Source organism: Bradyrhizobium sp. Ai1a-2, assembly GCF_000426245.1.
Lineage (GTDB): Bacteria > Pseudomonadota > Alphaproteobacteria > Rhizobiales > Xanthobacteraceae > Bradyrhizobium.
This window is the reverse complement of record NZ_AUEZ01000111.1, coordinates 1-16,867: the sequence shown is the minus strand read 5'-3', so window position 1 is coordinate 16,867 and position 16,867 is coordinate 1. Positions and strand designations below refer to the sequence as shown.

Sequence of the window (16,867 nt, the reverse complement as noted above, 5' to 3'; positions counted from 1 at the left end):
TGACGATCGCGAGCCGCCCCTCATCCGCCGTGAGACGCGCGGAGTTAAATCACTGATTTGCCCGACGACGGAAGCGGAATGTTTTTTGTGCGAGGACTGGACGGAGCAAATCAGCTTGAAATCGTTGAACAAATTTCCCTAATCGGAAATCCGCTTTTGCCAATTTCAATTCGCCTGCGATTTCGGCCAAACTCGTTCCTTGAAACATATCGAAAGTTCGGGGCAGCCGTGGACCGTAAGCCCGACAATGAGCGAGTAGTCACACACGAACCCCGCAGCCTGTTGGGCCTGGTGGCGGCAGCGCTTGTCGTTGGTGCCGCCACCGGGTTCGTTGGGGCGAACTTCCGCCTCTTGCTCGAGCAGGCCGATCGCTTGCGTGATGCGATTATCACCTGGGCGCACAACCACGGCATTTCGGGATTCCTGATTGTCGTGGGCGCATGCGCTGGCGCGGCGCTGCTTGCGGCGTGGATGGTGCGGCGGTTCTCGCCGCACGCGTCGGGCAGCGGCATTCCGCATGTCGAAGCTGTCCTGCACGGTCAGGTGCCGCCGGCTCCGTTTGGCCTGGTGCCGGTGAAATTCATCGGCGGAATCCTGGCGATCGGCTCCGGGCTGGCGCTGGGCCGCGAGGGACCGACGGTGCAGATGGGCGCCGGAATCGCGGTCTTCACCGCGCGCATCGGCCGGCTCTCCTGGGCGGACGCCCGCGTGCTGCTGGCGGCCGGCGCCGGCGCCGGCCTCGCGACGGCATTCAACGCGCCGATTGCCGGGCTCGCGTTCATCCTCGAGGAGCTGCTGCACAGATTCGAGCGCCGCGTCGCGGTCGCCGCCCTTGCGACGCTGGCGACCGCGATCCCGGTCGCAAGGCTCTTTATCGGCGACGCGCCCGACTTCCAGGTCGGCCCGCTGAATACTCCGAGCGCGGTATCCGCGCCGCTGTTCCTTGTTCTTGGGGCCGTGGCGGGCCTGCTCGCCGTCGCCTATAACCGCACGCTGCTTGCGTTCATCGCCGCCTGCGACCGGTTCGCGCGGCTACCGATCGAGGTCCGCGCCGGATTGATTGGCGCAAGCGTCGGCGTATTGGCCTGGTTCGCGCCCGAGCTGGTCGGCGGCGGAGATCAGATCACGCAACGCACGCTGATCGGCCAGGATAGCCTTGCAACTGTCGCCGTCGCATTCCTGATCCGCTTCGTGCTGGGTGCGCTCTCATACGCTGCCGCCACGCCCGGCGGACTCTTCGCGCCCTTGCTCGTGCTGGGAGCCCAGTCGGGGCTGCTGTTCGGAGCAGCGTGTCGTTTTGTATTCCCGGAACTCGCGATCGAGCCGCATGCTTTTGCGTTGGTGGGCATGGCTGCCTTCTTCGCAGGCGTGGTGCGGGCGCCGGTCACCGGCATCGTTCTCGTCGCCGAGATGACCGGCAACGTGACGATGCTGCTGCCCATGCTTGGCGCCTGCTTCGTTGCAATGCTGCTGCCCTCGCTGCTGCGCAATCCACCGATCTACGATTCCTTGCGCGAACGTACGCTGCGACTAGAGCGGCAGATCAGACGGGAGTGAGCAGGCGAGAGACGCACCGTCGTAGGGTGGGTTAGTCGAGCTCCGATCTCCGTCGCCTCAGCGCGTGAAGGTGGAAGGCGTAACCCACCATCTTCACCGCGAGGAAACGGCGGATTACGCTTCGCCGGAGTTTGGGGAGCGGGCGGTGCTTGCGGACGCTAATCCGCCCTACAAGCTTTCATCCAACGCCGCTAACCTTTCGGCCTCCGCGATATCCTCGACCGTGTTCGCGTTGAAGAACGGGTCGAGCGGCTCGGTCGGCCAGTTTACGGTGGCGAGCCTGTAGCGGGCGGTCCAGCGGTCGATCTTCCTGACGTCCTCGACGACGAGGGCGTGGCGGAGTTCGTCGCGCAGTGACACGCTCCACAATCCGATCACCGGATGCGTTTGGTCGCCGGAGGCCGCTACGGCCAGCTGCGCGTTTTCCTTCACCAGCGCGTCGTGGAGGCGTGAGACCAGGTCGCGCGGCAGGAACGGGCAGTCGCCGGCCGCGCTCAGGACCAGCGATACGTCGGGCCGGTTTGCCGCCATCCAGTCCAGCGCCGCCAGAATGCCGGCGAGGGGCCCTGGGAAATCGGCGACGCTGTCGGCGATGACGGGCAAACCGAAGGCGGCAAAACGCACGGGATCGCCGTTGGCGTTGAGGATCAGGCCGTCGCATTGCGGCGCCAGCCGTTCGACGACGCGGTCCAAGATCGTGCGGCCGCCGATGGTGCGCATCGGCTTGTCGCCGCCGCCCATCCGCCGCGCGAGGCCACCTGCCAAAAGGACGCCGGGAATTTTATGGGGTGATGTCATCTGCTTCACCTCTCCCGCTTGCGGGAGAGGTCGCTGCGCTCGAAGAGTGCAGCGGGTGAGGGCTCTCTCCACATCGAGGATATCGCCCGCGGAGACACCCTCACCCCAACCCTCTCCCGCAAGCGGGAGAGGGGGCGCGGCTCGTTCGTGGATGCAGTTTGGCCCACACCACTAGTCATCACGCGCTTCGCCCTTGCGCTTGTGCTTGGCCGATTCCTCCTCGACATAGTCGAGGTTCTGGTCGAACACGATACGCTCCTGGCCTGACAGCGCGATGAAACGCTTTCCGCGCGTGCGGCCGACCAGCGTCAGGCCGACCTGCCGTGCCAACTCGACGCCCCAGGCGGTGAAGCCGGAGCGCGACACCAGAATCGGAATGCCCATCCGCACCGTCTTGATCACCATTTCCGAGGTCAGCCGTCCCGTGGTGTAGAGGATCTTGTCGCCGGGATCGACGCCGTGGCGGTAGATCCAGCCGGCGATCTTGTCGACGGCGTTGTGGCGGCCGACGTCCTCGGTGTAGCAGATCGGCGTTCCCTCCTTGCACAGCACGCAGCCATGGATCGCACCGGCTTCGAGATAGAGCGAGGGCATGGTGTTGATCGCATGCGCCATCTGGTAGAGCCAGGAGGTGCGCAATTCAGCTTTCGGCAGAGCCACGCTTTCGACCGCCTCCAGCAGATCGCCGAACGCGGTGCCCTGGGCGCAGCCCGAGGTCTGGGTGCGCTTCTTCAATTTCTGCTCGAAATTGGTGTGGTGCTCGGTGCGCACGACCACCACCTGCAGATCGTCGTCATATTCGACCTCGGTGACGACGTCGTCGTATTTGAGCATGTTCTGGTTGAGGAGATAGCCGAGCGCGAGATATTCCGGGTAGTCGCCGATCGTCATCATGGTGACGATCTCCTGCGCGTTCAGGTACAGCGTCAGCGGCCGCTCCATCGGCACCTTGATCTCGACGCTGGCGCCGGTCTGGTCGGTCCCGGTCACGCGCTCGGTCAGGCGCGGGTCGTCGGGATTGGGGACGATCAGGGGAACGGGCGCTTTGTCGATCTTCATCATGGCGGTCAGGTTAGCATGACTTTCCCTGCTATCCGATATAAAGCACGAGACGACATTGCCTAGGGCATGATGCCATTTGGTTGGATCGGAAGCGAGTTCACTTCACCTCTCCCGCTTGCGGGGGAGGTCGGCGCGCAGCGCCGGGTGGGGGCTCTCTCCACACGCTCGGACAGCGTGAATCGTGGAGAGAGCCCCCACCCCAGCCCTTCCCCGCAAGCGGGAGAGGGAGCGCAGCGCACATCGCGGACGCAGTTCGACCTGATCTCGTCATGCTCTAGCTAGCCGGTTCCGGCGGGCATTCGGAGAATGGGATGAAAGTGATCGGACTCGCAGGCTGGAGCGGCGCCGGCAAGACCACCTTGCTGTCGCGCGTGATTCCACACCTGCTGGGACAGGGCCTGCGCGTGTCCGTGATCAAGCATGCCCATCATGAATTCGATGTCGACGTGCCGGGCAAGGATTCCTGGATCCACCGCCAGTCGGGCGCGACCGAGGTGCTGGTCTCCTCCAGCCGGCGCTGGGCCCTGATGCATGAGCTGCGCGGCGCCCGCGAGCCGCGGCTGGCCGAGCTGCTCGCCAAGATGTCGTCCGTCGATCTCGTGGTCGTCGAAGGCTTCAAGCGCGAGCCGCTGCGCAAGATCGAGGTGCATCGCGCCGCCAACAACAAGCCGCTGCTGTTCCCGGATGATCCCGGCATTGTCGGGATCGCGACCGATGCGGCGATTGAAACCCGGCTGCCGACCGCCCATCTCGATGATGTTACCGCCGTTGCCGCCATGATGCAGCGTGCCGCTGTTACGGTCGACGAGATCCTGGCGAAGAGCGAGACCTGAATGGCGCAACTGTCCGACGATTGCTTTGCCTCCAGCGGGCCGATGATGTCGGTCGATGAAGCCGTGAGCCTGATCGCGACGCGGGTGACGGCGGTCGCCGATATCGAGACCGTGGCGCTTGCGGAGGCCGACGGGCGCGTCCTCGCCAATGAGATCCTTGCGCCATTGCCGCTGCCGCCCTTCACCAATTCCGCCGTCGATGGCTATGCGGTGGCAAGCCGCGATCTTCCCGAAGGTTCGGAGCAGGCCTTTGCTATCAGTGGACGCGTGCAGGCTGGCGCTGCGGCGAATGCGCCGATCGGGTCCGGTCATGCCGTGCGCATTTTCACGGGCGCGCCGATGCCAGATGGCGCCGACACCGTGTTCATGCAGGAGGATGTCCGCGTCGAAGGCGACAAGGTCGTTCTGCCCGCCGGCCTGAAGCCGGGCGCCAATGTGCGGCCGGCCGGCGAGGACATCCCGCTCGGCCACGCCGCGTTGCAGGTTGGAAAGCGGCTGCGGCCGCAGGATATCGCGCTGGCCGCGGCGTTCGGCCTTATCAGGCTCGACGTGATCAGGCGGATCCGCGTCGCGGTGTTCTCGACCGGCGACGAGCTGGTTTCTCCCGGAGAGCGCCGGGCGCCGCCGCAGCTCTTCGACTCCAACCGCTTCATGCTGATGGCAATGCTGCGGCGACTTGGCTGCGAGGTCAGTGATCTCGGCATTCTGCGCGACGAGCCTGCGAGCCTCGCACGCGCGCTGAAGGACGTCGCGGGCCACCACGATCTGATCCTCACCACCGGCGGCGTCTCGACCGGCGAGGAGGATCACGTCAAGGCCGGCGTCGAGAGCGTCGGCCGCCTGGTGCTGTGGCGGATGGCGATCAAGCCGGGGCGTCCCGTCGCGATGGGCATCATCGGCGGCACGCCGTTCATCGGTCTGCCAGGCAATCCCGTTGCGAGCTTCGTCACCTTCGTTCACGTGGTGCGGCCGACCATTCTGGCGCTGGCTGGCGGCGCACCGGAGCCGCTGGTGCCGATGCCGGTCCGCGCCGGCTTTACCTACAAGAAGAAGATCGGGCGGCGCGAATATGTTCGCGTCAACCTGCGCACAGCGCCGGATGGCGCGCTCGAAGCCATCAAGTTCCCGCGCGAGGGCGCGGGGCTGTTGTCGTCGCTGGTCGACACCGATGGCCTGGTCGAGCTTGGCGAACCCATCACGCGCGTCGAGCCCGGCCAGACGGTCGGATTCCTGCCCTATGCAAGTCTGATCTGAAGCCGTTGCGTAACGATTGACGGTATGCGAATGCTTCGCCATGTTCACAAACATGACCACGACGAAACTCGATCTCACCGGCCTCAAATGTCCGCTGCCCGCGTTGAAGACGCGCAAGGCACTGAAGGCGGTTGCGCCAGGTGATTTTCTCGAAGTGTACTGCACCGATCCATTGTCGGTGATCGACATTCCGAACCTGATCCGCGAGACCGGCGACAAGGTCGAGATCACCGAGCGGAGCGAAAGCCGCATCGTGTTTTTGATCGAGAAGACGAATGGAGCGATAGAAAAAATCAATGATGCTTCGTCCGCATCGCAACAATAGCCGTGCGCTGCAATAATCGCTCTGGTTGACTCCTACCATTTTCCTATCGACATGCTTTGGCCGTTCTGTCCCAATTGAATCCCTCCGCATTGTCGCGGAGATGGAATGGCGCTCGGGCTACGCACGAGCGACTCCGGGCGGGGGCACATCTTCATTATCAGGTTGGCGCCGTCACCGGGCATATCGTGTCGGGTCGGGGGTTTGGAATTCTCGAAGCGCTTGATGAACTCTGGCGCGTAGTAAGGAAGTCGTGGAGCGGCAGCGCCGGTTTCCGCGACGACGAGTTGGTGTGATCAACGAAAGCGAGCGCGCTCTCGATCAAAGAGCGGCCGCAGGGAGGATCGGATGACGACGATTAGCAGCACCGGCACTGTAGCGGGCGCAGGGCTTGGTTTTCTCGACAAGGAGCGGACGATTGCGACCGCCGGCTTCAATCGCTGGCTGGTGCCGCCGGCCGCACTCTGCATCCATCTGTGCATCGGCATGGCCTACGGCTTCTCGGTGTTCTGGTTGCCGCTGTCGCGCGCGATCGGATTGAGCGCGCCGAAGGCCTGCCCCGACATGTCGCTGTGGCAGGAATTGTTCACCACCACCTGCGATTGGAAGGTGGCGAGCCTCGGGTGGATGTACACGCTGTTCTTCGTGCTGCTCGGCGTCTCCGCTGCGATCTGGGGCGGCTGGCTCGAACGCGTCGGTCCGCGCAAGGCCGGATTCGTCGCGGCTCTGTGCTGGGCCGGCGGTCTTCTGATCGGCGCGCTCGGCGTCTATGTCCATCAGCTCTGGCTGATGTGGCTCGGCGCCGGTGTCATCGGCGGCGTCGGTCTCGGTCTCGGCTACATCTCACCGGTGTCGACGCTGGTGAAATGGTTTCCCGATCGCCGCGGCATGGCGACCGGCATGGCGATCATGGGTTTCGGCGGCGGCGCCATGATCGGCGCGCCGCTCGCAAACCTCCTGATGAACTATTTCAAGACCCCGACCTCGGTCGGCGTCTGGGAAACCTTCCTCACCATGGGCGTGATCTATTTCGTGTTCATGATGATCGGCGCCTTCCGCTATCGCATCCCGCCGACAGGCTGGCAGCCCGAGGGCTGGAAGCCGCCGGTCAAGGCCAATGCGATGATCTCGACCAAGAACGTCCATCTCGACGACGCGCACAAGACGCCGCAGTTCTGGCTGATCTGGTGGGTGCTGTGCCTCAACGTCTCAGCGGGCATCGGCGTGATCGGCATGGCCTCGCCGATGCTGCAGGAGATCTTCGCCGGCAAGTTGATCGGATTGCCCGACGTCGGCTTCAATCAGCTCGATGCGTCGCAGAAGGCGCAAATCGCCGGCATCGCGGCGGGCTTCGCCGGGCTGTTGTCGCTGTTCAACATCGGCGGCCGCTTCTTCTGGGCCTCGCTGTCGGACAAGATCGGGCGCAAGAACACCTACTATACGTTCTTCCTGCTCGGCATCGCGCTCTATGCGCTGGCGCCGACCTTCGCGGCGATGGGCTCGAAACTGCTGTTCGTGGTCGGCTTCGGCATCATCCTGTCGATGTATGGCGGCGGCTTTGCGACCGTGCCGGCCTATCTCGCCGACATGTTCGGAACGCAGTTCGTCGGCGCCATTCACGGCCGGCTGCTGACGGCATGGTCGACCGCCGGCATCATCGGCCCGGTCGTGGTGAACTACATCCGCGAGTTCCAGCTGGCTGCCGGCGTTCCGCGCGACCAGCTCTACAACACCACGATGTACATCCTCTGCGCCATGCTGATCGCGGGCCTGATCTGCAACTACCTGGTCAAGCCGGTCGATGCGAAGTGGCATATGAGCGATGCCGAGGTTGCAAAACTGCAGGCGGCAAGCGCGAGCGCGGATGCGGCGGGTCCGCATGGATCCTACGGCATTGGGTTCGGCGGGCTGGATGCCAAGGCCGCGCTGTTTTGGGCCTTTGTCGGCATTCCGCTCGCCTGGGGCGTCTGGAAGACGCTGGAGAGCGCGGTCAAGATCTTCTGAGGGAGCCGGCGCCGCGGGCAATGTTTTCGCCCGCGGCGCCTTTTGCCGTCGATTCAATTCAACGAATAGAACAAAGGAATTTTCTCGATGTTTCGTATCGGAACTGGCGTTGCCGCCGCGCTGTTGATTATGGGCGTACTGACCGCGGCTTCGGCCCAAACCACCGCGCCTTCCGCGCCCGCCGCTTCGAGCGAGGCGAAGCCGTCAAGGATGAAGCTGACCGGGCAGAAGCTGAAGGACATGAAGGCCAAATGGAGCGCCAACAAGGGCAAGCTGAAGTCCTGCCGTCAGGAGGTCAAGGCCAAGGGATTGGCGGGCGATGACCGCTGGTTCTACATCGAGGAATGCATGGGCAAGACGTGAGGACGGGTTTTCAGCTGGGAACGGGGGCAGCGGGCATGTGCGGCGACATGCCCCTTAAATGCTTCTCGAGACGCGATAATTTTCTCTTGGCATCTGGCATGCCAGAGATTAGAGTCGATCTAAAGAGTGGTAAAATGGGATGTTTCAATGACTGTCCATGACGTGCACGAGGTTCGCGCGTTCGAGCATCCTGGTGCCGGGCGCCGCAAGGCCAAGGCGACGCCGAAGGGACGCCAGATCGATCCGATGGCCGCGCATGAGGTCGAGCAGTTGCTCGGCGACCGGCCGCGGCGGCGCGATCTGTTGATCGAGTTCCTGCACCTGATCCAGGACAAGTACCACCAGATCTCCGCCGCACATCTTGCCGCGCTGGCTGACGAGATGAGACTGTCGTTCGCGGAAGTGTTCGAGACCGCGACCTTCTACGCGCATTTCGACGTGGTGAAGGAAGGCCAGCCGGATATCGCGCCACTCACGATCCGCGTCTGCGATTCGCTCACCTGCGCGATGCTCGGCGGCGAAAGGCTGCTGCAGGAATTGCAGGACAGCGCTGGTCCAGGCATCCGCGTGGTGCGCGCGCCCTGCGTCGGCCGCTGCGACACCGCACCGGTCGCGGAAGTCGGCCACAACTTCGTCGATCACGCCACCGTCGCCGACGTGCTGGCGACAGCGAAAGCCGACGATACGCATGCGCATCTGCCGGACTATATCGGCTACGACGCCTACGTTGCCGCCGGTGGCTACCGATTACTCAACCGCCTGCGCGCGGGCGAAATGTCGAACGACGAGATCCTGAAGGCGCTCGATGATGCCTCGCTGCGCGGGCTCGGCGGCGCGGGATTCCCCACGGGACGCAAATGGCGCGCGGTGCTCGGCGAGCCCGGGCCCCGGCTGATGGCGGTCAATGGCGACGAGGGCGAGCCCGGCACGATCAAGGATCGCTACTACCTCGAGACCGATCCGCATCGCTTCATCGAGGGCACGCTGATCGGCGCGCATGTGGTCGAAGCGGCCGACGTCTACGTCTACATCCGTGACGAATATCCGGCGGTGCGCGAAATCCTGGCGCGCGAGATCGCGAAGCTTCCGGCGGGCGGTCCGCGCCTGCATCTGCGCCGCGGCGCCGGCGCCTACATCTGCGGCGAAGAATCCTCGCTGCTCGAGAGCATCGAGGGCAAGCGCGGATTGCCGCGGCACAAGCCGCCTTATCCGTTCCAGGTCGGGCTGTTCGGCCTGCCGACACTGATCAACAATGTCGAGACATTGTGGTGGGTGCGCGACATCGTCGACAAGGGCGCCGACTGGTGGAAGAGCCACGGCCGCAACGACCGTCAAGGCCTGCGCAGCTTCTCCGTCTCGGGCCGCGTGAAGAATCCCGGCGTGAAGCTGGCGCCGGCCGGCATCACGGTGCACGAGCTGATCGACGAATATTGCGGCGGCATGGCCCAGGGCCACACGCTCCACGCCTATCTGCCGGGCGGCGCCTCCGGCGGCATCCTGCCGGCGGCCATGGACGACATCCCGCTCGATTTCGGCACGCTGGAAAAATACGGCTGCTTCATCGGCTCGGCCGCGATCGTGATCCTGTCACAGCATGACAGCGTAAAAGCGGCGGCGCTCAATTTGATGCGCTTCTTCGAGGATGAGAGTTGCGGGCAATGCACGCCGTGCCGTGTCGGCACGCAGAAGGCGGCGCAACTGATGGAACGTCCCGTGTGGAACCGGGCGCTGCTCGAGGAACTGAGCCAGGCGATGCGCGATGCGTCGATCTGCGGCCTCGGCCAGGCCGCCTCGAATCCCCTAACCTCCGTGATTAAATACTTCCCCGACGAGTTCAAGGAAGCTGCGGAATGACGACGATCCAGTTCGAACTCGACGGCAAACAGGTCGAGGCCAAGGCGGGCGAGACCATCTGGCAGGTGGCAAAGCGCCAGGGACAGGAGATCCCGCACCTCTGCTATTCGCCGGCGCCGGACTACCGCCCCGACGGCAATTGCCGTGCCTGCATGGTCGAGATCGAAGGCGAGCGCGTGCTCGCCGCCTCCTGCAAGCGCACGCCTTCCGTCGGCATGAAGGTGAAGACGGCCTCCAGCCGCGCCGTCGCCGCGCAGAAGATGGTGATGGAACTCCTGGTCGCCGACCAGCCGGCGCGCGAGACCTCGCACGATCCCGATTCGAAATTCTGGCACTGGGCAGAGAAGACCGGCGTCACCGAGAGCCGCTTCCCGGCGGCGGAGCGTTGGGACGCCGATGCCAGCCATCCGGCGATGCGCGTCAATCTCGACGCCTGCATCCAGTGCGGGCTGTGCGTGCGCGCCTGCCGCGAGGTTCAGGTCAACGACGTCATCGGCATGGCCTATCGCAATGCCGACGCCAAGATCGTGTTCGACTTCGACGATCCGATGGGCGAGTCCACCTGCGTCGCCTGCGGCGAATGCGTGCAGGCCTGCCCGACCGGCGCGCTGATGCCCGCCGTGATGCTGGACGAGAAGCAGACCCGCGTCACCTATCCCGATCGCAAGGTGGATTCGCTTTGCCCGTTCTGTGGCGTCGGCTGCCAGGTCACCTATCAGGTCAAGGACGAGAAGGTGATCTATGCGGAAGGCCGCGACGGTCCGGCCAACCACAACCGGCTCTGCGTCAAGGGTCGCTTCGGCTTCGACTATATCCACCATCCGCATCGCCTGACAAAACCGCTGGTGCGGCTGCCGAACGCCAGGAAGGACGCCAACGACCAGGTCGATCCGGCCAACCCGTTCACGCATTTCCGCGAGGCGAGCTGGGAAGAGGCGCTCGATATCGCCGCGCGCGGCCTCGTCAAGATCCGCGACGAGAAGGGCGTGAAAGCGCTCGCCGGCTTCGGTTCGGCCAAAGGATCGAACGAGGAAGCCTATCTGTTCCAGAAGCTGGTGCGCACCGGCTTCGGCTCCAACAATGTCGACCACTGCACGCGGCTGTGCCACGCCTCCTCGGTGGCAGCGCTGACGGAGGGATTGAATTCCGGTGCAGTGTCGGCGCCGTTCTCCGCTGCGATGGATGCCGAGGTGATCATTGTGATCGGCGCCAACCCCACCGTGAATCATCCGGTGGCTGCGACCTACATCAAGAACGCGGCCAAACGCGGCGCGAAATTGATCGTGATGGATCCGCGCAAGCAGACGCTGTCGCGCCATGCCGATAAGCATCTCGCCTTCAAGCCGGGAAGCGACGTCGCGATGCTGAACGCGATGATCAACACGATCATCACCGAAGGCCTGACCGACGATCAGTACATCGCCGGCTACACCGAAGGCTTTGACGAGCTGAAGGCCAAGATCGTGGACTTCACGCCGGAAAAGATGGAGCCGATCTGCGGCATCCCGGCCGAGACCTTGCGCGAGGTGGCACGGCTCTATGCCCGTGCAAAGTCCGCGATCATCTTCTGGGGCATGGGCATCAGCCAGCATGTCCATGGCACCGACAATGCACGCTGCCTGATCGCGCTGGCGCTGATCACCGGCCAGGTCGGCCGTCCCGGCACCGGCCTGCATCCGCTGCGCGGCCAGAACAACGTGCAGGGCGCGTCCGACGCGGGCCTGATCCCGATGTTCCTGCCGGACTACCAGCCGGTCGGCCGCGTCGACCTGCGCGGCAAGTTCGAGGAACTCTGGCAGAAGAGCCTCGACCCGGTCCGCGGACTCACCGTGGTCGAGATCATGAATGCGATCCATGCCGGCGAGATCCACGGGATGTATATCGAGGGTGAAAACCCCGCGATGTCCGATCCCGATCTGCAGCATGCGCGGGAAGCGCTTGCCATGCTCGATCATCTCGTGGTGCAGGATCTCTTCGTCACCGAGACCGCGTTCCATGCCGACGTGATCCTGCCGGCATCCGCCTTTGCGGAGAAGTCCGGCACCTTCACCAATACCGACCGCCGCGTGCAGCTCGCCCGCGAAGTCATCAAGCCGCCGGGCGATGCGCGGCAGGATCTCTGGATCATCCAGGAGATCGGAAAGCGCATGGGCCTGCCGTGGAATTACAGCGGTCCGGCCGATGTCTTCGCCGAGATGACCGAGCTGATGCCTTCGCTGAAGAACATCACCTGGGAACGCCTGGTGCGCGAGGGCGCGGTGACCTATCCGGTCGACGACCCGCACAAGCCCGGCAACGAGATCATCTTCACCACCGGCTTCCCGACCGCGAACGGCCGCGGCAAGATCGTGCCGGCGCATGTCATTCCGCCGGATGAACTGCCCGACGCCGAATATCCGATGGTGCTCTCGACCGGCCGCGTGCTGGAGCACTGGCATACGGGATCGATGACCCGGCGCGCATCCGTGCTGGACCAGATCGAGCCGGAGGCGGTCGCCTTCATGTCGCCGAAGGACATGCGGCGCATGCAGCTCTGGCCCGGCGATTTCATCCGGCTTCAGACGCGCCGCGGCGCCGTCGAGGTGAAGGTGCGCTCCGATAGCGACGTGCCGGAGAACATGGTGTTCATGCCGTTCTGCTACGCGGAGGCGGCGGCCAACCTCCTGACCAATCCCGCGCTCGATCCGTTCGGCAAGATTCCGGAATTCAAGTTCTGCGCCGTGCGCGCGGAAAAGGCCGAATTCCGCTCGGCCGCGGAGTAGGCAGGGGCTGGCGCAAAGCTTTCGCGATATCGGCTCGGACAATCGTTCTGGCTCATGTCCGTCGTATAAGCATCGAGGCGATCGCGCGTCTGGGAACTTCCGGCACCACTGGCCGTTGATCGGTCAGGGCGCAGGGGGCATCCGATGCTGGCAAACGAAAAGGACCCGGAATTCCAGAGGCCACGCCAGTGGGCGTCCGGGCATCAAGCGCGTCCGCGGATCGATCAGCCCGGGGTCGTTGCTTCCAGCGTCTATGCGAACGGTCGCCGCGTCACGGACATTGCCATCGAGGAAGCCGGCGAGTGGTCGAGGAGGCCTGGCCACGTCGTCTGGATCGGCTTGCTCGAGCCGAGTGCCGAGCTGTTGGAGCGAATTCAAGTCCAGCTCGACCTGCATCCCCTCGCGATCGAAGACGCATCGAAAGCTCACCAGCACCCCAAGGTCGAGCAATATGGTGGCGCGCTGTTCGTTGTCGCGAGAACCGCGCAAATGATCGACGGTCATATCGCCTTTGGCGAAACCCACATATTCGTCGGGAAGGGCTACGTGGTCTCGGTCCGTCACGGAGCGTCGACCTCCTATGCCGCCGTGCGCGAGCGCTGCGAGACCTGCACCGACTCGTTGGCGCAGGGCGAAGACTACATTCTCTATGCAATCCTCGACTTTATCGTCGACAACTACTCGCCGGTGATCGAAGCGATCCAGGCTGAAGTCGAAGCCCTGGAGGAGTCGGTGCTTCGCAGGTCACACGTGAAGCTCCAGTTCGATCGGCTCTACAGGCTCCGGCGCGATCTCCTGCAGCTGCGACGCGCCGTAGGGCCGGTGGTCGATGTCTGCCGCAGGCTGGAGCACATGGACGTGATCGCCCTCGACGCGGCGATGAAGCCACTCTTTCGCGATGTCCTGGATCACGCAAAAAGGGCGCAGGAGGACATCGACTCGCTTCGCGAAATTCTCGCGTTCGCTTTCGAAGCAAGCATGATGGCGGGACAGTCGCAGCAGACCGAGATTGCCCGGCGGCTGACGGCCTGGGCCGCGATATTGGCGGTGCCGACCGCCGTTGCCGGAATCTACGGCATGAACTTCGAGCACATGCCGGAGCTCAAATGGACTTACGGCTACTATTTCGTTCTCGCCGCGATCTTCGGCGCCTGCGCGCTGCTCTATGCGCGTTTTCGGAAGTCCGGCTGGCTATGAAAGGCTTGAGCACATCCCTCTGATGGGCGCGACGGCGCAGCGCTGCTGCCGGCAGAGGAACCGGCTTTGCAACTGCCTTTATACCTTGCCTATGTGGGACGACGGCAGGCCATCTCGACTTCCTACGCGCTCCTCCGCATCTTGCAGTGTTAGGCGCCCGGTTGCGCCGGGTCTGGAAGGTGGGACATGGCACTATCCTATTCGCTCCAGGACAGGCAGCGGAAGCGGTCCAGCGGCGATCGTTCTCTTGTTGAGCTCGTGCTTCGAACTTCGAGGGCGCTGCTGCGGATAGTCCACCGCCGGATCACCGCTGGCAAAATGCATCGGCTGCGGAATGAACTGCTTTTCCGCGCGAGCTATCGCGACCATTGGGCAGAGCAGTATATCCCCGACCACAGGGACAATTCGCTGAGAACGCTGCAGCGGCCGCACATTCTCTCCGAGAAGTGGGACTATTGAGCGGCGCCTGCGGAGTCCGCTTTGCTCCAAAGCGAGATGGTTGCTGCGCAGCAGCGAAATGGCCGATAGATTGATTTATCTCAAGACTGTCTCCGAAACGCGGGCCCAGCCTGCATTTGGTGGGCGATACGTCCAGACAATCGGGAGGTGAAGCATGTATCGGCACATTCTCATTCCGACAGACGGGTCGGAGCTAGCGGAACACGGGGTGGCGCAGGGGTTGGCGCTGGCGAAATCCCTTGGAGCCAAGGTATCCGTAATCTTCGTTGTGGAACCGTTTTCGGAAATGACCGGGCGGTTCCTCGAAGCAGTCGCAACATATGCTGAGCTGCGCAAGGAACAGGCCGCGAGCGCGTTGGAGCGCGCGGCAAACGCGGCCAAAGAGGTTGGTATTTTGTGCAAGACGACTCAAGTCGAGAACGGGCAACCCCATCAAGCCATCATCGCAGCAGCCGAGGACAAGGGCTGCGATCTCATTGTTATGTCATCGCATGGACGCAGCGGGCTTTCCGCGTTTCTCATCGGCAGTGTGACAAACAAGGTGCTGACGCACGCGAAAATCCCCGTACTGGTTTGCCAGTGAATGTGCAGACCGACGTCTACCCATGATTCAAACTTCGCTACACAATACTTAGGTCGCTTCGTTCGCTAGTGGCGCGCCCGGCTAGCGGGCAAAGCTCCTCCATGTCGGACCATTCTTCATCGCCGAGTTCGGCGATTGCCTTCGTGACCTCGGCCTTGGCGGCGTCGTTCAACTGAACGATCGGCAGGCGTGTAGTCGGCCGGATCAGCCCAAGCAGCGACAGCGCGTATTTCAGCGCCGCCGGATGCTCGGCGGCGAGCAGCTCGGCAATCGGGACCATGCGGTTGAACAGATACCTGGACGATTGCGGCCGTCCTTCCTTGAGGCTTGCAAAAACTGCGTGGCACAATTCCGGCACGAGGTTCGCCACCACGGAGATGCAACCGTGACCGCCGGCGGCCATGAACGGCAGCGCGGTCAAATCATCGCCTGACAGCAAGCGGAAATGCGGCGGCAGCGACGTGCGTATGCGGACTAGGCGTCCGAGATCGCCGCTGCTGTCGCGCAAGCCGATGAACTGCTCGGATTCAGCGAGGCGATTAAGCGTTGTGTCGGAGAGTTCGCGAAGCGTGCGCGAGGGAACGTCATGCAGGATGACCGGAAGCCCGGTCGCCTCCGCAACCGCACGGAAATGCGCGTGGAGTCCGGACTGCATCGGCTTGTTGTAGTAGGGGACCACGGAGAGCACGGCATCGGCACCGGCGGCTTCCGCCTGCCGCGTCAGTTCGACCGCGCGATCCGTTGCGTTGGACCCGGCGCCAGCGACGACGCGGACACGGCCGTGCGCGACTTCGACGGCGCGGCGAACAAGGCCAGCCTTCTCTCCCGTCGTCAGGGTCGGCGCTTCGCCCGTGGTCTCGCCGACCACGATCGCGGTGGCGCCGGATACGATCTGACGCTCGCATAGCCGCGCAAAGGCGTCGAAATCAACCTCGCCATCCTCATCGAACGGTGTCGGAAGGTCAGGGACGTAGCCCGTCAGCCAGTCTGGTTTCATGGTTATTTCCTGAAAGAAATGACGCGTTCAATATTTTCGCGGACGGATATGAATTCGATGCGGGAAAGCCGGCGATCTCATAAGGAGCGTATAAGGCCACGCAGCGTGGTCGAATCGAATGGCCAGAGCTCGACGGCCTGCATTTATGCCGCGCCTATACTTGGGAACGGGCCGCCGGCTCGATTTCCTATGCACCGCTCGCGCATCCTTGTCCGCGACAATCGCGGCAGATCAATGGGCCGTCCCATGGCAACGACGTCACTGAAAGCTTCGCTCCTGCGCAATGCGGTCGGCGCGCTGCTGGCCTTCCTGTTTCCGTCCTGGTACGGACCGCGAAAGAAATACCGACCGGAAGACCACTATATGCGCGGTCCCGGGCCGAAATGGCATGCGAAGCATCCATCGGGCCGTGTGAAAGGGGGCCGCAGAATATGACGAGATAAGTCCTCGTGTGGGGAGAGAGCCCTCACCCGCTGTGCTCTTTCGAGCGCAGCGACCTCTCCCGCAAGCGGGAGAGGTGAACTCGCCGATGGGCAGATCTAACTAACTCTCCTCTAGGTGGTGTGGACACTTATCTCAGCCATAAGACGATGGCTGCGAGGGTGACAACAGCGTGGTAATTTCGGGCGGTCTTTTCGAAGCGGGTTGCGACGCGACGGAACTGCTTGAGTTTTGAGAAGCAGCATTCCACGAGATGACGCTGGGCATAGAGATGCTTGTCGAGCGGATATTTGAGCGCACGTGACGGGTTGTTGGGGATGACGGCCAGCGCTCCCTTGGCGGCGATGGCTTGGCGCAAGTGATCGGCGTCATAGGCCGTAT

Annotated in this window: 15 protein-coding genes; 11 read left to right on the top strand and 4 right to left on the bottom strand. The window is 63.5% G+C overall.

Going from position 1 to position 16,867, the window contains the following annotated elements; translation table 11 throughout:
* Positions 1–228: 228 nt before the first annotated feature.
* Complete coding sequence (gene clcA, locus K288_RS0139040) at positions 229–1,557, top strand: H(+)/Cl(-) exchange transporter ClcA (RefSeq protein WP_084800049.1); 1,329 nt, start codon at positions 229–231, stop codon at positions 1,555–1,557.
* A gap of 168 nt (positions 1,558–1,725) precedes the next feature.
* On the opposite strand, the gene mobA is transcribed toward clcA, so the two are convergent.
* Together mobA and K288_RS0139030 are read right to left on the bottom strand one after the other, a co-directional pair.
* Positions 1,726–2,355 (bottom strand): molybdenum cofactor guanylyltransferase MobA, encoded by a 630-nt coding sequence (gene mobA, locus K288_RS0139035; RefSeq protein WP_043161886.1) that lies wholly within the window; start codon positions 2,353–2,355, stop codon positions 1,726–1,728.
* A gap of 171 nt (positions 2,356–2,526) precedes the next feature.
* A complete protein-coding gene (locus tag K288_RS0139030; RefSeq protein ID WP_027584335.1) occupies positions 2,527–3,417 on the bottom strand; it encodes a formate dehydrogenase accessory sulfurtransferase FdhD in 891 nt (296 codons plus the stop codon).
* A gap of 311 nt (positions 3,418–3,728) precedes the next feature.
* Between K288_RS0139030 and mobB the strand changes: the two genes are divergently transcribed.
* From mobB to K288_RS0138980, 9 genes are all read left to right on the top strand, one after another.
* Positions 3,729–4,250, top strand: coding sequence for a molybdopterin-guanine dinucleotide biosynthesis protein B (mobB, locus tag K288_RS0139025; protein ID WP_027584334.1), 522 nt, complete (start codon positions 3,729–3,731; stop codon positions 4,248–4,250).
* A complete protein-coding gene (gene glp, locus K288_RS0139020; RefSeq protein ID WP_027584333.1) occupies positions 4,251–5,504 on the top strand; it encodes a gephyrin-like molybdotransferase Glp in 1,254 nt (417 codons plus the stop codon).
* A gap of 52 nt (positions 5,505–5,556) precedes the next feature.
* Positions 5,557–5,829 carry a sulfurtransferase TusA family protein gene (locus K288_RS0139015; protein WP_027584332.1) on the top strand — a complete coding sequence of 91 codons (273 nt, stop codon included), beginning with the start codon at positions 5,557–5,559 and terminating at the stop codon, positions 5,827–5,829.
* Between the two features lie 345 nt (positions 5,830–6,174).
* Positions 6,175–7,830, top strand: a complete 1,656-nt coding sequence (locus K288_RS0139010; protein ID WP_027584331.1) for an OFA family MFS transporter — start codon at positions 6,175–6,177, stop codon at positions 7,828–7,830.
* Positions 7,831–7,917: 87 nt separating this feature from the next.
* The gene (locus K288_RS0139005; protein ID WP_027584330.1) at positions 7,918–8,193 is read left to right on the top strand and encodes a hypothetical protein; all 276 of its coding nucleotides are present in this window, start codon (positions 7,918–7,920) and stop codon (positions 8,191–8,193) included.
* A 147-nt stretch (positions 8,194–8,340) separates the two neighbouring features.
* Entirely contained in the window at positions 8,341–10,047 is a 1,707-nt protein-coding gene (locus K288_RS0139000) for an NADH-ubiquinone oxidoreductase-F iron-sulfur binding region domain-containing protein (protein ID WP_027584329.1), read from the top strand.
* Complete coding sequence (gene fdhF, locus K288_RS0138995) at positions 10,044–12,809, top strand: formate dehydrogenase subunit alpha (RefSeq protein ID WP_027584328.1); 2,766 nt, start codon at positions 10,044–10,046, stop codon at positions 12,807–12,809. The genes K288_RS0139000 and fdhF overlap by 4 nt, the downstream gene beginning before the upstream one ends.
* 144 nt (positions 12,810–12,953) lie before the next feature.
* Entirely contained in the window at positions 12,954–14,006 is a 1,053-nt protein-coding gene (corA, locus tag K288_RS0138990; RefSeq protein WP_084800048.1) for a magnesium/cobalt transporter CorA, read from the top strand.
* A 613-nt stretch (positions 14,007–14,619) separates the two neighbouring features.
* The gene (locus tag K288_RS0138980; protein ID WP_027584326.1) at positions 14,620–15,048 is read left to right on the top strand and encodes a universal stress protein; all 429 of its coding nucleotides are present in this window, start codon (positions 14,620–14,622) and stop codon (positions 15,046–15,048) included.
* Between the two features lie 37 nt (positions 15,049–15,085).
* Here the strand turns inward: K288_RS0138980 and dapA are convergent, their stop codons facing one another.
* Complete coding sequence (gene dapA / locus K288_RS48015; protein ID WP_064737397.1) at positions 15,086–16,045, bottom strand: 4-hydroxy-tetrahydrodipicolinate synthase; 960 nt, start codon at positions 16,043–16,045, stop codon at positions 15,086–15,088.
* A 246-nt stretch (positions 16,046–16,291) separates the two neighbouring features.
* Between dapA and K288_RS48010 the strand changes: the two genes are divergently transcribed.
* A complete protein-coding gene (locus K288_RS48010; protein ID WP_152535898.1) occupies positions 16,292–16,480 on the top strand; it encodes a hypothetical protein in 189 nt (62 codons plus the stop codon).
* A 136-nt stretch (positions 16,481–16,616) separates the two neighbouring features.
* Here the strand turns inward: K288_RS48010 and K288_RS0138965 are convergent.
* Positions 16,617–16,867, bottom strand: a 251-nt coding sequence (locus K288_RS0138965; RefSeq protein ID WP_027584325.1) for an IS5/IS1182 family transposase, incomplete at its 5' end; no start/stop codon positions are given.

Excerpts from the sequence above, each read along its gene's own strand:
- mobB (WP_027584334.1), top strand. The coding sequence starts at position 3,729 with ATGAAAGTGATCGGACTCGCAGGCTGGAGCGGCGCCGGCAAGACCACC.
- K288_RS0139030 (WP_027584335.1), bottom strand. The coding sequence starts at position 3,417 with ATGATGAAGATCGACAAAGCGCCCGTTCCCCTGATCGTCCCCAATCCC.
- K288_RS0139015 (WP_027584332.1), top strand. The coding sequence starts at position 5,557 with ATGACCACGACGAAACTCGATCTCACCGGCCTCAAATGTCCGCTGCCC.
- K288_RS48010 (WP_152535898.1), top strand. The coding sequence starts at position 16,292 with ATGGCAACGACGTCACTGAAAGCTTCGCTCCTGCGCAATGCGGTCGGC.
- K288_RS0139010 (WP_027584331.1), top strand. The coding sequence starts at position 6,175 with ATGACGACGATTAGCAGCACCGGCACTGTAGCGGGCGCAGGGCTTGGT.
- fdhF (WP_027584328.1), top strand. The coding sequence starts at position 10,044 with ATGACGACGATCCAGTTCGAACTCGACGGCAAACAGGTCGAGGCCAAG.
- mobA (WP_043161886.1), bottom strand. The coding sequence starts at position 2,355 with ATGACATCACCCCATAAAATTCCCGGCGTCCTTTTGGCAGGTGGCCTC.
- K288_RS0138980 (WP_027584326.1), top strand. The coding sequence starts at position 14,620 with ATGTATCGGCACATTCTCATTCCGACAGACGGGTCGGAGCTAGCGGAA.
- corA (WP_084800048.1), top strand. The coding sequence starts at position 12,954 with ATGCTGGCAAACGAAAAGGACCCGGAATTCCAGAGGCCACGCCAGTGG.
- glp (WP_027584333.1), top strand. The coding sequence starts at position 4,251 with ATGGCGCAACTGTCCGACGATTGCTTTGCCTCCAGCGGGCCGATGATG.
- K288_RS0139000 (WP_027584329.1), top strand. The coding sequence starts at position 8,341 with ATGACTGTCCATGACGTGCACGAGGTTCGCGCGTTCGAGCATCCTGGT.
- dapA (WP_064737397.1), bottom strand. The coding sequence starts at position 16,045 with ATGAAACCAGACTGGCTGACGGGCTACGTCCCTGACCTTCCGACACCG.
- K288_RS0139005 (WP_027584330.1), top strand. The coding sequence starts at position 7,918 with ATGTTTCGTATCGGAACTGGCGTTGCCGCCGCGCTGTTGATTATGGGC.